Annotated in this window: 20 protein-coding genes; 1 reads left to right on the top strand and 19 read right to left on the bottom strand. The window is 71.3% G+C overall.

Going from position 1 to position 13,038, the window contains the following annotated elements:
* Positions 1-153: 153 nt before the first annotated feature.
* The 19 genes from O7626_RS00100 to O7626_RS00010 form a co-directional block, all read right to left on the bottom strand.
* Positions 154-1,743 carry a head maturation protease, ClpP-related gene (locus tag O7626_RS00100; protein ID WP_278058044.1) on the bottom strand — a complete coding sequence of 530 codons (1,590 nt, stop codon included), beginning with the start codon at positions 1,741-1,743 and terminating at the stop codon, positions 154-156.
* Positions 1,740-2,996, bottom strand: a complete 1,257-nt coding sequence (locus O7626_RS00095) for a phage portal protein (RefSeq protein WP_278058042.1) — start codon at positions 2,994-2,996, stop codon at positions 1,740-1,742. Before O7626_RS00095 ends, O7626_RS00100 begins: the two co-directional genes overlap by 4 nt.
* Positions 2,993-3,244 carry a hypothetical protein gene (locus O7626_RS00090; RefSeq protein WP_278058041.1) on the bottom strand — a complete coding sequence of 84 codons (252 nt, stop codon included), beginning with the start codon at positions 3,242-3,244 and terminating at the stop codon, positions 2,993-2,995. Before O7626_RS00090 ends, O7626_RS00095 begins: the two co-directional genes overlap by 4 nt.
* An 11-nt stretch (positions 3,245-3,255) precedes the next feature.
* Positions 3,256-4,809 (bottom strand): hypothetical protein, encoded by a 1,554-nt coding sequence (locus O7626_RS00085; protein ID WP_278058039.1) that lies wholly within the window; start codon positions 4,807-4,809, stop codon positions 3,256-3,258.
* Positions 4,712-5,452: a hypothetical protein gene (locus tag O7626_RS00080; protein ID WP_278058037.1), complete on the bottom strand. Its 741-nt coding sequence runs from the start codon at positions 5,450-5,452 to the stop codon at positions 4,712-4,714. Before O7626_RS00080 ends, O7626_RS00085 begins: the two co-directional genes overlap by 98 nt.
* A gap of 189 nt (positions 5,453-5,641) precedes the next feature.
* A complete protein-coding gene (locus O7626_RS00075; RefSeq protein ID WP_278058035.1) occupies positions 5,642-5,965 on the bottom strand; it encodes an HNH endonuclease in 324 nt (107 codons plus the stop codon).
* The gene (locus O7626_RS00070) at positions 5,962-6,156 is read right to left on the bottom strand and encodes a hypothetical protein (RefSeq protein ID WP_278058033.1); all 195 of its coding nucleotides are present in this window, start codon (positions 6,154-6,156) and stop codon (positions 5,962-5,964) included. The genes O7626_RS00075 and O7626_RS00070 overlap by 4 nt, the downstream gene beginning before the upstream one ends.
* Complete coding sequence (locus O7626_RS00065; RefSeq protein ID WP_278058031.1) at positions 6,156-6,557, bottom strand: hypothetical protein; 402 nt, start codon at positions 6,555-6,557, stop codon at positions 6,156-6,158. The genes O7626_RS00070 and O7626_RS00065 overlap by 1 nt, the downstream gene beginning before the upstream one ends.
* A 218-nt stretch (positions 6,558-6,775) precedes the next feature.
* Entirely contained in the window at positions 6,776-7,609 is an 834-nt protein-coding gene (locus O7626_RS00060) for a hypothetical protein (protein WP_278058030.1), read from the bottom strand.
* Entirely contained in the window at positions 7,606-8,052 is a 447-nt protein-coding gene (locus tag O7626_RS00055; protein ID WP_278058028.1) for a hypothetical protein, read from the bottom strand. The genes O7626_RS00060 and O7626_RS00055 overlap by 4 nt, the downstream gene beginning before the upstream one ends.
* A 2-nt stretch (positions 8,053-8,054) precedes the next feature.
* Positions 8,055-8,183 carry a hypothetical protein gene (locus tag O7626_RS00050; RefSeq protein ID WP_278058026.1) on the bottom strand — a complete coding sequence of 43 codons (129 nt, stop codon included), beginning with the start codon at positions 8,181-8,183 and terminating at the stop codon, positions 8,055-8,057.
* Positions 8,180-8,677 carry a hypothetical protein gene (locus O7626_RS00045; protein ID WP_278058024.1) on the bottom strand — a complete coding sequence of 166 codons (498 nt, stop codon included), beginning with the start codon at positions 8,675-8,677 and terminating at the stop codon, positions 8,180-8,182. The genes O7626_RS00050 and O7626_RS00045 overlap by 4 nt, the downstream gene beginning before the upstream one ends.
* Entirely contained in the window at positions 8,674-8,859 is a 186-nt protein-coding gene (locus tag O7626_RS00040; RefSeq protein ID WP_278058022.1) for a hypothetical protein, read from the bottom strand. Before O7626_RS00040 ends, O7626_RS00045 begins: the two co-directional genes overlap by 4 nt.
* Positions 8,856-9,179, bottom strand: coding sequence for a WhiB family transcriptional regulator (locus tag O7626_RS00035; RefSeq protein WP_278058020.1), 324 nt, complete (start codon positions 9,177-9,179; stop codon positions 8,856-8,858). The genes O7626_RS00040 and O7626_RS00035 overlap by 4 nt, the downstream gene beginning before the upstream one ends.
* Positions 9,180-9,181: 2 nt before the next feature.
* On the bottom strand, positions 9,182-9,862 hold the full coding sequence (locus O7626_RS00030; RefSeq protein ID WP_278058018.1) for a hypothetical protein: 681 nt from the start codon (positions 9,860-9,862) through the stop codon (positions 9,182-9,184).
* The gene (locus O7626_RS00025) at positions 9,859-10,626 is read right to left on the bottom strand and encodes a hypothetical protein (RefSeq protein WP_278058017.1); all 768 of its coding nucleotides are present in this window, start codon (positions 10,624-10,626) and stop codon (positions 9,859-9,861) included. Before O7626_RS00025 ends, O7626_RS00030 begins: the two co-directional genes overlap by 4 nt.
* Positions 10,623-11,696 carry a DUF4326 domain-containing protein gene (locus O7626_RS00020; protein WP_278058015.1) on the bottom strand — a complete coding sequence of 358 codons (1,074 nt, stop codon included), beginning with the start codon at positions 11,694-11,696 and terminating at the stop codon, positions 10,623-10,625. The genes O7626_RS00025 and O7626_RS00020 overlap by 4 nt, the downstream gene beginning before the upstream one ends.
* Positions 11,693-11,962, bottom strand: coding sequence for a hypothetical protein (locus tag O7626_RS00015; protein ID WP_278058013.1), 270 nt, complete (start codon positions 11,960-11,962; stop codon positions 11,693-11,695). The genes O7626_RS00020 and O7626_RS00015 overlap by 4 nt, the downstream gene beginning before the upstream one ends.
* Positions 11,959-12,783 (bottom strand): DNA adenine methylase, encoded by an 825-nt coding sequence (locus tag O7626_RS00010; protein WP_278058011.1) that lies wholly within the window; start codon positions 12,781-12,783, stop codon positions 11,959-11,961. Before O7626_RS00010 ends, O7626_RS00015 begins: the two co-directional genes overlap by 4 nt.
* Positions 12,784-12,842: 59 nt before the next feature.
* Here O7626_RS00010 and O7626_RS00005 point away from each other — a divergent pair.
* Positions 12,843-13,038, top strand: a 196-nt coding sequence (locus O7626_RS00005; RefSeq protein ID WP_278058009.1) for a hypothetical protein, incomplete at its 3' end; no start/stop codon positions are given.

The raw sequence follows: 13,038 nt of genomic DNA, 5'->3' as shown, positions 1-13,038 counted from the left end.
GGTCGCAGCGGTTGGGGATTGCCTCCGCGTGCGCTGTCGTGCGCTACCGATCTGACCGTCGGCGAGCGTGCGTGCAGCCATCGGCGCGGTCTGAGTGCCGGCCGGTGTGCGCGTGAGTTGGATGGTGCAGTGAGGCCCGGTCTGAGTGCCGGATCAGTCCTCGTCGAGCAGCGCCGCGACGTGCACGAGGCTGCGGCCCGCCGAATCGCCCGCATCGACAGCCCGAACGGGCGCAGCGGGGGGAGTTGCGGGAGTCAGGTCGGCGCGGAGCTTCAACCGCGCCATGGCGGCGCGAGCGGCACCGGCCGGTAGGTGATCCAGGTCAGCGAGAACTTCGCGGGCGCGGGCCGCCACGTCGGTGTACGGGTTGGCGCCGTAGTTGACGGCGGACACGTCGCCGCGGTCGATATCGGCGTCGGTGACCCGGAATTCACTGAAATCCGAGGACCACTTGCCGCCGCCGTCGCCGAGCATGAACGCGAAGCTCATCTCGGTGATGTCGCGGTCCTGGATCGCCACGACCAGGTCGGTGACGTCCTGCCGCTTCGGGTTGAGCCACGCCTCCACGGCCAGCCCGACGCCGTCCATGGAGAGCTTGAGACTGCCGTTCGTGGTGCGGGCCATCGTCACGCCACGGTGGTTGACCAGAAACGCCACGTCGGGCCCGGCGGCCAGGGTGCGGTCGAACGCCCGGGCGTCGATGACCTCCATGTACGGGCCGTGGGCGTCCCACATCTCGTACGGCGTCTCGACGACGGAGGCGTGCCCGGTGACGTGGTACCGCTGCTGACCACCGTGCTCGACCAGCTCGGCTCGCAGGGTGGCCGGGAACGCGGCCATCCGCGCCGACGACTGCTCCGCACCGCGCCGCCGTGGCCCGGCGGCTGCCCGTTGCTGCGCGGCGAGCCGACGCTCGCCGTCACTGGAGCTGTCGCGCGCCGACGTCCGGGCGCCATCGGTGCTGATGGCGATCCGATGCGAGGTTGGCGCAGGGGCCGCCCGGCGGCCGGCGTACCGGTAGTAGCCCAGATCGTGGCGGCGCTGCATGCGCTCTTCGAGGTCGGCGTCACCGGAGACCGGCCCGTACTCCGATATCCGGTCGGCGAGGCCCATCTGGACGGCCTCGCGGGCGAACATCCACGTCTCGGCCTTCATCAGATCGCGCCACTCGGCGAGAGTGCCGCCGCCCTTCATCTGGTACAGGTCGGCGATGTTTTCCGACTGCCGATCGAGGAACGTCTGCATCTTGCCGTGGTCCTCGGCGTTGCCGTCCTCCAGCGCCGAAGCGTCGTGGATCATCAACTGCGAGCCGGGCATCATGATGACCTCGTCACCAGCAGTGGCGATCACCGAGGCTGCCGACGCGGCCAGCGAGTCCACGTACACCTCGACGCGCGCCGGGTGGTGCTTCAGCGCGTTGTAGATGGCGATCGCGTCGAATACCGACCCGCCCGGGGAGTTGATCCGTAGCCGGATCACCGGTGCGGTGATCTCCTCCAACTCGGCCACGAACTGCTTCGCGGTGACCCCGAGCGACCCGCCGATTTCATCGAAGATGAAGACCGTGGCGAAGCCATCGCCGTCGCCGTCCTCGTTACCGGCCTGGTTGCGCACGGCATACCAGGGCAGCCGGGCGCCAGCCAGATCCGCCACCGACAGCCGCTCACGCTCGGCCAGATCGACAAGCCGCGCCGCAGTGCGCTCGACCCGGCTCTGCAGCCGCCGAACGTGAATGCTGGTCACTGTCCCACCTCACTCGGGTCCGGGTACGGGTACGGGGCCGCGCTGAGCGGGTTGACTTGCTCCCACGGCCAGCCGGCCGTCGCCCGGGTCGCCGCCTCTGACATCGCACTTCGGGGCGCACCGAACAAGCGATCGAACTCGGCTTCCTGTTCGGGTGTCAGCGGCGGCTTGTCGTAGAAGGCGCGGGCCTCGCTCGGGGCCAACGTTCGGTTGTTGATCCGCTCCGTGATGACCTTCGCCTGCGTCTGCGGGTCCATCCGCAGTAGGGCATTGGTGTTCAGCTTCACGAACCGGGGTGCGGGCAGCAGTTTGTTCAGGTTCTTCTCGCGCCGAGCCACCGCCGGCCCGAGGTGCATCACCAGGAACTGCAGGTTCCGCTGCAACGCCGACTGATAGGTGATTGACCCGGGGGCACTGATGGCCGCCTCGATCAGGTCGACCGGCGCGCCGAGGAAACGCGAGATGTCCGCCAGCCCGTACCGCTTGCCGTCGATCCACTCCATGCCGACGTTCTGTGCCTGCAGGAAGCTGAACTCCCAGTCAGACCCGTGCACGAACAGGTCGCCGTTGGCGACGCTCGCCTGGTATACGTCCTTGACCTGCTGTGCCTGGTTTCGGTCGATCGTCTTCGCCACGTTCTTCATCCGGGCCTTCGGCACGCCGCCGCCGCCGAACCAGTCCAGCGCGAACTGCTGGATCGACAGGTACTCGCCGATCGTCCAGGCTGCGTACGCGATCGGGGACAACCCCACCGGTAGTCCGGCCACCACGAATTGACGCTCGTGCCAGACCTGTTCGGGACCGTACTCCCTGCCGTCGAGTCGGTAGACCAGGGCGCCGGTGTCCCGCTTCTGCGTCACCGAGCACACCTCAATCGGCTGCAACTCGATCCGGGCCGGCAGGCCGAGCGCGTTCCGCTCGACGATCAGGCCGAGCGTGTTGCCTGCGCGGTCGAGATCGAACTGGCTGGCGTACATCCAGTCCACGTAGTCCCACCGCTCGCCGCCCGGCGCCACCAGTACCGGCGGCTTCGGCACCTCAACCTGCTGGCCCGCGACCTTCCGGTACGTGTCCACCGGAAACGTGGACATCAGGTCCGCCCGCAGTCGCAGGCAGGCCCATACCGCGCTGTGGCGCAGCGCCGTGTCGTTCGTGACCTGGACGGCGCCACGCTTGCCGCCGGAGCGGCCAGGGATGAGCTGATCGGCGGGCGCGATCGTCGCGTGCCGCTTCTCGCGGCGGAACAGGCTCACGTCACGTCCTCACGGTGCCGGCGCGTCCACCGCGCGACGAACTCGCGCAGCCGCTCGCCGAAATGGCCATCCATTGCCCCGGGGCGCGACTCGGCGAACCGGGCCGCCAGCTGCGACCCGCCGAGCAGCACGCCGCCGGCCACCAGCAGCGCCGCGCGGCCCATCGCCGGCTCGGCGAGGTAGTACGCGCCGGCAGCCACCAGCAGCAAGCCCGCAAGGTCAAGGAGAGTCGTAGCGATCCTGTTCACCGTGCCTCCCCTCAGAAGACGCTGTCAGCCACGTCGTAGTCGCCCAGAACGACGTCCACCCAGAGCCGGTAGCCGTACCGAGCTTCGGTCACCGCGCACAGCGGCCCGATATCCACCTCGGACGCCCGCCGGCCCCACCCGATTTGGCCCGCGTCGCCAATCGGGCGGGCCACCGCGCCGCGCACCGCCACGTCGAGCGGCTCCTGTCCGAGGTGTGCCATCCGCGGCACCGCCGTTCCGTCGATCTCGATCGGGGGTGCCCGGAAGCCGTCGATGAACTGGCCGACCGCATCAACCGCAGCGGCGGTGTCCAGCTCCAACAGGTCACCGCGCTTCGGATCCTGGTCCCATTCCTCGCGGTCCTGCGGCCGTTCGATGCCGTGCTCTCGCAGGTCGGGCAGGAACGTGTGCGCGCCGTTCTTCTGGTCGTACGCGATGCCGATCGGGTCGAGTACCTCGCGCAGCTCCACCAGCCGCGGCACCAGCCAGTCCGTCCCGGGTCGGTGGTCGATGAGCTGCATGTGCTCCCGGCCGTCGTCCCGCAGCGCGTACAGGCCGATCGTCGCGTGGTCCCGCAGAGGCGTCACGTCGAAGGCCAGCATCACCGGCTCGCCGTCGCCGCGGCGCGACTCCCGGTCCAGCATTTTCGACCACATCGCCGGGTCGAGCACCGCACCCGGCACGGCGGCCGGCAACCATACGCCGAGCCGCTCGTGCGCGAACTTCTCGCCCAGGCCCGACTCGGCCCGCTCGTCTTCGACGGTGGCCTCGAGGATTCGGATGCCCATCGCCGGATTCGTTGCGTACCAGAGATCCCGGTCGTCCAGCCGGAGCCGGTCCACTGGGTTGTCCAGATCGAGGTCGGCGCCCCAGTCGAACCACGCCAGCCGCGGCCTACCTGCCTCGCCGTCCGCCTTCAGGCGGTACGCCCAGGCGTCGGGCAGCTCCGGCGGTGTACCGAAGAACCAGATCTGCGGGTCCGGCCGGGCCGAGATCGTCGGCATCAGGGCCGCGATTTGCTGTTCGGTCAGCTCCTGGCCCTCGTCCAGGATGTTCTTGTCCCCGGAGAAGCCTCGGCCAGACGTCCGCGACCGGGCCACGAATCGCAGCCGCGCCCCACCGGCCTTCCGGGTCAGCGAGATGCCCTGTTCGCCGTTCGCCTGCCAGTACCGGTCCACCTTGGCGTCCAGGTCCGGACAGCGCTCGATCAGCTCCTTGAGGCGGAGGAAACCCTCCTGTGCGGTCTTGTACTCGTGCGCGCTGTGCAGGATCAGCCGCTCACCGGCCAGGAACAGCCAGAACAGCTCCAGCGCCTCGATGATGCCGCCCTTGCCGTTCTGGCGCGGCACCCAGCAACCGACCCGGGTCGCGGCCCACCGGCCTCGGTGCTCGCCGAGGCCGTGCTGGAGCACGTACCGCTGCCAGTCGTCCAGGCGCAGGCCGGCGGACTCGGCGAGTTCGATCGCCTCAGCCGCCGAGCTGCTCGTGTACGGCGGGTAGTTCGCTATCCGCGGCGTCTGCGCGCCTCTTCTCGCGGCGAGCGCGGAGCTGGTCGACGGGGTCACCGGTGGCCACCTCCCCGTCGGGCTCCGGCGCATCCGGCTCGGCGGTCGGTGCTTCCAGCTCGGCGATGGCCGCAACGACCGCGCGCAGCTCCTTCGCGATTACCACGGAGTCGCGACCGCTCGCCGCCTCCATCTCGGTGGCCAGCTTGTCGCGGATGCGCGCCAGGAAAGTCCGCGTCTCGTCTGCGTCCACCCTGTTCGCCGCCATGAGTGCCTCTCTCGCTCGGGCTGGGGACAAGCCACGAACTCGCTCACCATCGGTCCGGCGTCGCTTCGTCGCGCCGTCCGCCGAGTTACACCCGAAGTGCGCCAGCCGGACGTTCGCTCGGTCCAGCGGCGCGCCGCCGGCCGCGACGTCCACCACATGGTCAACGCTCGGCGAATCGGGGTGTGGGAACCTCAGCGCCTTGTCGACCGGGCCGGTGCACCGGAAGCAGTTCGTCTCTTCGGCGATGACCTGCCTGCGCAGCTTTCGCCACGCCGTTCCGTGACGGCCGGGAAGATTGCCCGGCTTCCCGGGCCGTCCCGCAGCGCCGGCACCTCGGCACTTCTGGCAGCGTCGCTTACCGGCGGGCAGCGAGCCTTGCGCCGTGTACAACAGCTTGCCGCAGCCGGCGCACGGGGTGTCTGGCTTCCTTGTCATATCGAACTCCCGGAATGCGAAAGCCCCACGCCGGGAGACGTGGGGCCCTCTTCCCGGCGGGAGCTACCCGGCGGGCGTCATGGTGAGAAATAACTCTCCGTGTCGATCTCGGAGAGAGAAATGGGCACCGCTTCGCTGGGGTGACGAGGCCAGGGCCCTAAAAAAGGCCCTGACCTGCGGAAACGTAGATCAGATGGTGCGTGGGTCGATGGCTATGACCACGGCCTGCGCTGCTCGCTGCTCGCGCTCTCGCTCGCGCCTACGCTGCGCGCCCTTGCTGCTGTTGCACCCAAGGTGGGCAGTGGCCAGGTTGTCCAGGCTGGTCAGTGCGCCACCATCCTGCGTCTCGTGCACGTGGTCGACGCTCTTGCTCATCGGGTCGGGCCACGCCAGCGTCCAGTCGATGGGCCGTCCGCAGTGGCAGAGGTAGCCGGGCGTGGCCCTGTCCCGTGCGTACACCTGGCGTGCGAGCGTGCGCCTGCGTCCACCGAGCGCACGCCACGCCTCGCTCACGTCGCAGCGCCTCGCACCTTGGCCTCCAGATCCCGGAGTGCCTCGCTCTTCACCATGATGGTCTTGGCGCCAGACTTGCCTTCGACCTCGATGCCCTCGATCTGCTTGCCGGCTACCAAGCCCTCGATCAGCTCGCGACCAACGCCCAGTCGCTTCGCCGCCGCCTTGGCGGAGATGTACCCCTGCGGCATCACGGCACCGCCACGGGCTCAACTCCGCACGACGTCCGGATCTCGTTGACGAAGGCCAACACCTCGGGCGTCGGGTGGTAGTACTCCTGCCCGTGCGCAACACTCGGGCGCAACCGGACGTGGATCGCCTGTTCCTCGGCCAGCGTGCCGGGCCGGACGGCGAGGACGATCGACGGGTCGGAGCCGTACGCGCGACGCCGGCTCGCCAGGTCGGCCGTGTGGCCCACCTTGATCAGGCCATCCGGGCACCGGATCGCGTAGATGACCTCGGTCCCGGTCAGGTCGCGCAGCGCCTCGTGAATCAGGCGCTTGCGGTCTTGCTCGGCGGTGGCCGCCTGTCGGTGGTAGTACTTGTTGGCCGCACTCCGGAAGAGGCGTCCGGTGGCCTTACGCTTGGGCATGTGCTCGACTCCCTGAAGTCGGGTACGCGAAGGCCCCGGACCGCTGGAACGGTTCGGGGCCTACTTCGCGAGAGGTGAGGGACCCGGGGCGAATGCGCGGAGGTCCCGATTGCTCGCCGACACGACGCCCCGGCGAGACACAGGCGATGCGGTCGGATCCCGTTTCCGGGCAGCGTCGATCCGCAGAACCCGAGTGTGACACCCCTCGTGATCTCGCGTCAAGCCGCACCACTACTCACCGCCTCGCACTGGCTACGCTCCTGGTCAGCCTTGCGCTCGGCGCGCCGCGCATCCTCCAGCGCGGCCCGCTTCAGCACGTCGCCCAGGTCGTACGTCGGCCGGCCGTGATGCTCGCCCGTCGCGACGATCCGCCCGCGTGACGCCCACTGGCGGATCCGCGCGGCCCGGATCGGGTACGCGGCGGCGATCTCGGCGGCGGTGTACGAGTAGCCGCGTACCAGCGAGCCAAGCTCGGCCCGCCGGGTGGCCACGTCCACCACCGCGCCGCACGCCCGGCAGGTCGCGGTCGCCGCGTACGCCCGCGCGTGCAGGTCGGCCCGGCACTCGCCGTCGTCGGTCTCTGCTCCGCACTGGCCGAGCCATCGCCGGTCGCCCGGCCCGTCGACCACGGAGGTGATGACCCGGGCGGCGGCGCTGATGTCCGCGAACGCCTGCGTCGGGCCGAGGTAGTCCTCGGGTGCGCGGTGCCGCAGCCAGTCGAGCTGGGCGGTCAGCCAGCGGGCGGCGGTCACCAGCGGGTCGGCGCCGGCCGGCACCGGGATGCCGCGTTCGGCGGCGATCTCGCGTACCAGCGCGGTCAGCACCGTCTGCGTCTGGTCGAGCCGGGCGGTCGCGCCGAGGTCGAGCGGAAGCCGGCCGCGACCGCCGCCACCGCCGACGGTGGTGCCCCGGCTGGTGAGCCCGGCGGCGACGGCGCGGGCGGCCGGGGTGAGGTCGGCAACGGCGGCGAGCTGCCGCAGCGCCCGACCGCCGCAGCCGGTGCACGCGTACGCGGTTCCGGCGTCGCGCTGGCAGATGGCGCACTCGATCACGCTGCGAGCCTCCAGATCGTGGATTTGCCGGGCCGGGGCAGCCGGTGCACGTCGCCGCTTTCGGCCATCCGCGCCAGGGCCCGGGCGAGCGGGCCGTAGCGCTCTTGCTCGGTGAGGCCGAGGTCGTCGGCCAGCTCGGTGGTGGTGCGGGCGGCACCGTCGCTGAGCACCTTGGCGACGGCGGCGGTGATGCGGGGTCGCGAGATCCAGCCGTCGAGCTGGTCCGGCGGGCCGTCGACCACGCGCACAGCGGGCCGGTGGTAGCCGTACTGGCAGGCGTGACCGAGGTCGAGATCGATCAGGGGGCGCCAGCCGGGCGGGGTGGTGTGGTTCCGTCGGGCCCTGGTGTAGTCGCGGGCGTAGCAGTTGACGCACTTGCCGCGTGCGTGGCTGGGCCTGCCGGGGTGGCAGTCGGCGGGCCGCCGAGGGGTGGGGCTCGGCATCGTCACGCCTCCTTGCCGGTCGGGATCGGCCGGTCGCACTGGTCGCAGATCAGCCAGCCGCGTACGGCGCGGCGTAGTCGTAGGCAGATGCCGCAGGCGAGCGCCCACGGCCGGGTCGGTGGGTGAGTCACCGCCACCACCACCGACGCCAGCTCCACGAGCGGCGGAGTCGGCCGCTGCTGTTGATGGCGTTGCGGAGCGCGGACACGGCGTCGTCGGTGGCGAGCTTGGCCGGGCCGGCGAGGTCGCGCACGGCGTCGGCGTTGAGGTCCGTCGCCGGGTCCCGCTCGATCGCGGCGGACAGCTGGCGAATCTCTTCGACGGTGACCGGGGGGCCGGCGGGCCGGCGCCAGACGACGGTCATCGTTCCGGCGGCTTGGCCGACGGCTACGGCGGCGTCGTCGGGTTCGGCGGTCCAGGGGTCGCCGATGTAGGGCTCGGCCGTCTCAGCGGGCCGTAGAGCGTCCGGATCGGCCGGACCCTCACTCGGGTACGGGTTCGCCCCCGTTCGGCGCCCCACGGCGGACCCGGGGCGGTAGCCGGGCACGGCCTCGCGGTAGGTGGCGTGGCCCGGGTCGGCGTTGGCGGCGGCGCGCCAGCGGCGCTCGAAGTCGTCGGTGGTCACAGCACGCCCCCGAGGTCGCGGGGCGCGGCGACGCAGCGGCCGTGCGCCTCGGTGTGCATCGCGGTGGCCCGGGCGGTGACCGCGTCGAGGTCGGCGGTGGCGGTGATGGTGACCGAGGCGCCGGAGGTGGTGATGGTGACGGTGACGGGCTGCTGGTCGCGAGTGTCGTCGGTGGTGGTCACGCTGCCTCCTGGGCTCGCTGGGCCGCGCGCAGACGGCGGTGGTACGCCTCGCGCTCGTACTGGGTCATGCCGCCCCACACGCCGTGCAGGTCGGCGGTCGGCTGGTCGAGCGCCCAGCTGCGGCAGCGGGCCAGCAGCGGGCAGCGGTCGCAGATGGCGCGGGCCGGTGCGGACGCGGTGGGGCCTTTTTCCGGGAAGAAGATCTCGGGGTCGGCGCCCTGGCAGGCGGGTGTCTGGTCGGTCTGGTGGAGCCAGCGCGGGTAGGCGTCGGGCTGGAAGCGTTGGGCGCGGAACTCGCCGGCGAATCGGGCGGCGGGCATGGTCAGGCCTCCTCTCGGGCGAGGCGTTCGGATCGGCAGGGGCCGCACGAGCCGGCCAGCTGGCCGCGGTGTTTGCGGCAGCGGGGTGCTTCGGCGATGCGGCGGGCTTCGGCGGCGGCCTGGTCGCGGTCGTGCTGCTGGCGGGCGCGTCGGGCGTCGCCGCATGGTCCGCAGGGTCCGTCGGCCGGGGTGTCGAGGTGTTCGGGGCATCGGGAGGGGGGCGGCTCTTCGCGCGCGCTACCGCTAGCTACGTACGAAGAGCGCCCCCCTATAGGGGTCGGGTCGGGTCGGGTCGGGGGTTCAACGATTGGCGAAGCAAGTGCTTCGGTTTTGCTTCCCTGGTTGCTTCGGGTCTTTCCGCTGGCCAGGCCACCTTTCCGCCCGGCTGCCGCGCGCTTCTCGCGCATCGCTCGAACGTCGCTCGCGGCCGGGTTGTAGTCCGTCCAATCGTGGAACTGGTGGCCTCCACGGACCCGACGCCACAGCCCGGCGGCGACCAGCTTCCGAGCCAGCGGCACCGAGTCCGGGAGCAGCCGCGGCAAGGCGTGGTCTGGCACGAATCCCTCGGTGAGGTGCGCGCTCGACCAGGCCCCAGCGACCACCCACAGACCCAGCGCGGCCGGGTCGGTGGCGAGCACCTTGGGGTGTGCGTGGAACGTGTCGTCCACCTTGAACCACGTCATGCGGCGGTCTCCATCGCGTCGAACAGCGACGGGGCGGCCCGCAGGCCCCGGAGGACCGAGATCACGAGCCAGGCCGTCCGCTGGTTGTTGAGGTTGCCGACCAGCAGCGAGCACGACGGATCGAGGTGGAGAGCCTCGCCGACGTAGCGGCGCCGCTGGGTGTCCGACAACTGGGTGAGGTTGTTGTGCTTGCGCATCAGCTCGTAGACGCCCCAGTCGCGGAGCATCAGCCGGTGCGGGCCGCGGTCGTCGGCGAACCGCAGGCGCGGGATGTACGGGAACCGTCGGGCGCCGGCCGGGATCTCCGTACCGACGTCGAACAGGGCGAGCTGCGGGGAGTCCGGGGAGGCGGGGTTGTGCTCGAACTCCAGCTCCATCGCGTCGGCGTGCAGGATCGCCAGCGACAGCCGGCGGTCGTTCGCCTCGGCGATGGATGACACGGTGCAGCGGCGCAGCAGCTCGGCGCGGGCGGTCCGCGGTACGGTGCCGGTCGCCTCGAAGACCCGGTTGATGTGCTGGTGCACGCCGGGGCGGCGGTCTCCGGCGAGCCGGTAGGACTCGGGCCGGGAGTCGCGCGGGTTCCGCTCCAGGCGGACAGTGTTGACCGACCAGCGGGCGGGGGCGCCGTGCCGGGCGAGCGGGTACACCCGGACGAGGCTCCGCAGCGTGGCCGAGTAGCCGGCCGAGCAGACGAACACCCGGCCGTCGCTGTTCGGCTCGGGCACGGTGGTGCCGAGCATCACGAAGTCGTCCAGGACCATCACTGCTCGGTCGCCTCCTTCAGCACGTCGCCGTGGCAGTCGTCGGGGGCGCACCAGCACGCGAGCGCCTTGCCGGTCAGCGATTCGATCCGGTCGAGCAGTGATGGCTTGTGCGGCAGGTAGTGGTCGGCGTAGTTCCGGATGACGGTCTGGCGGTCGCCGTCGGCGGGCATCTCGAACGGGTTGCCCCAGTCGGTGCGCCGGTCGATGCGGACGAGCAGCCCGGCGGCGTCGGCCCACCGGGTGAGGTTGGCGTGGTGGGCGCGCAGGGAGACGACGACGGTGCGGCCGGCCTCGAGTTCGGCGCGCAGCGCCAGCTCGTCATCGGACCACTGCGGCTCCGGGGCCGGCTCGGGCTCGATGGCCGGCGGCGGGGTGGTCTCGCGCTCGTCCTGGTCCTCGGGGCGGCCGTGGCACATGACGCACCGGCCGGGGCCGTTGGGGAAGTTCTCCGAGTAGTGGTCGCCTTCGCCGTCGCATTCGTCGCAGCGGAGGTAGCCGGCCTTGGCTTGGTCGTCGGGGAGTTCGGTGCCGCATGCCTCGCACGCCACCGCATCGGCGGTCGGCTCAGGGGTGGGCAGCGGTGCCGGGGCCGGGGCGGACTCTGGTCGGCGAGCCGGGTAAACCTTCCCGTCGGCGCCCCGTCGGGAGTCCGGCAGGTGTTCACTGGTGAACACCTGCGGGTCGCTCAGCACCTTGTTGACGTACGACGGGGCGACACCTGCCACCTGCGCGATTTCGCGCTGCGACAACTCCCCGATGCCTGCCGGGGTGGCGCGCTGCGCCAGCATCACGATGTGCTCGCGCAACTGCTCGCCGGTCAGGTGCCGACGCCGGGAGTTCAGGTGCCGGGCCACCTCCCGTGCCTCGTCTTCGTCGGCGACCTGGACGACGTCGACCCGGTACTCCACGCCGAGCTCGTCGGCAATCCGGGCGCGGTGGTGGCCGTCGATCGTGTTGCCGTGCTGGTCGCGGACCACGGGGACGAGCACGCCGAAACGCTCGATGCTGGCGCGCAGCGCGTCGGCGATGTGTGCCGGCAGGACGTCGAACAACTGGTAGGGCGCGCTCACTTACTTCCTCGTCTCTTGCGGGTGGGCGCCGGGCCGGGGTCGGCCGAGTCGGCGCCGCAGGTTGTGCAGGTGGAGGGGAACCACTGGCGTTTGTCGATCCAGTACGGCGGGCCGGGTCGGAGGTAGCCGCCGCAGGGGCAGCTGCCGACGACGCCGCCGGCGGATCGGGTGTGCTCCCATGGGGCCGCGTTGATCCGTCCGCCGGCCAGGTATTGGCGCCAGATGGTGCGCCGGCCGGTGGGGAGCAGCGTCGGCCCCTCGGTCATGCCGACCGCCCCCCGACGTCGAACAGGGCACCCTGGACGCCGAGCGGGCGGTTCGACCAGAGCACCTCGGCGGTCGCCTTCGCTGAGCCGCCCTGCGTGGTCTGGGCGGCGATCTCGTGGCGGTGCCAGTCGGGGTACAGCTCCCGGTCGTAGAGGTCGCACGCGTACCCGGACACGACGACCGCGGCGCGGCACTCGTGGAGTGCCTTGGCCAGTTCGCGGTGATCTGCCGGGTCGGACATCTCGCACCGGTAGTTACTGCTGTTGCGAACCTCGGCCGGGTACGGCGGGTCGACGTACAACAGCGCCGACGGTTCGGTGCCGTACTCGCGCGCCACCTCGAGCGCGGGGCGGCAGTCGAGCGACACTCCCACAAGGCGCTCGGCGGCGGCGGGGATCCTGTCGCGGTACCAGGCGAGGTAGCCGGTCATCGTGGACCCGCCGGCTGTCTTCCGATGCCAGCGCCAGCCGGTGGGCCGCAGTCGGGCGTTGACGCCTTGCGTCAGTCGGACGTGGACCCGGCGGGCCACCTCGAGGTCATCGGCGGCGGGAGTGAAGGCGGCGACGTGTTCGGCGCGGGAGTGCGGGGTGAGCCCAACCGCCACCTCGAGGTCGCCGGGACGATCTCGCAGCACGCGCCAGTACGTCACCAGCTCGCCGTCGAGGTCGTTGACGGTCTCCATCCGGCTGCGAGGCTTGGCCAGCAGTACCGACAGCCCGCCGCAGTACGGCTCCACGTAGTGCTCGTGCGGCGGCAGCAGCGCGACGATTTGGTCGGCGATCCGCTGCTTCCCGCCGTGGTACGGCACGGGCGGCCTCACGACCGGCTCCGTACTGGGATGTCGGCGATCACCCGGGCGACCGGTCCGCGGCCGGGCCGGTGCTGGTGTTCGCACGCCTCGTCTCGCCGGCCGCCGTGGACGTCGCGGACGACCATGCGGCCCGTGCAGCGATGGCAGAGGCCGAACAGGCACAGGAGGCAGGCACGGGGCGGGCCCTTGAAGGCGCCGGGGTCGGCGGGGCGGGCGCGGAAGTACGTCACCTCGGGCCGGGTCACGGTCGCTCCTCAATGGCCT

Origin of the sequence: Micromonospora sp. WMMD1102 (assembly GCF_029626265.1) — a bacterium.
In the GTDB taxonomy this organism is placed as follows: Bacteria; Actinomycetota; Actinomycetes; order Mycobacteriales; family Micromonosporaceae; genus Plantactinospora.
This window is presented reverse-complemented; position numbering and strand designations above follow the sequence as displayed.

What these genes read in the sequence shown, in the direction of transcription:
- O7626_RS00080 (WP_278058037.1), bottom strand. Translation starts at nt 5,452, where the DNA reads ATGACAAGGAAGCCAGACACCCCGTGCGCCGGCTGCGGCAAGCTGTTG.
- O7626_RS00070 (WP_278058033.1), bottom strand. Translation starts at nt 6,156, where the DNA reads ATGCCGCAGGGGTACATCTCCGCCAAGGCGGCGGCGAAGCGACTGGGC.
- O7626_RS00065 (WP_278058031.1), bottom strand. Translation starts at nt 6,557, where the DNA reads ATGCCCAAGCGTAAGGCCACCGGACGCCTCTTCCGGAGTGCGGCCAAC.
- O7626_RS00055 (WP_278058028.1), bottom strand. Translation starts at nt 8,052, where the DNA reads ATGCCGAGCCCCACCCCTCGGCGGCCCGCCGACTGCCACCCCGGCAGG.
- O7626_RS00035 (WP_278058020.1), bottom strand. Translation starts at nt 9,179, where the DNA reads ATGCCCGCCGCCCGATTCGCCGGCGAGTTCCGCGCCCAACGCTTCCAG.
- O7626_RS00030 (WP_278058018.1), bottom strand. Translation starts at nt 9,862, where the DNA reads ATGACGTGGTTCAAGGTGGACGACACGTTCCACGCACACCCCAAGGTG.
- O7626_RS00015 (WP_278058013.1), bottom strand. Translation starts at nt 11,962, where the DNA reads ATGACCGAGGGGCCGACGCTGCTCCCCACCGGCCGGCGCACCATCTGG.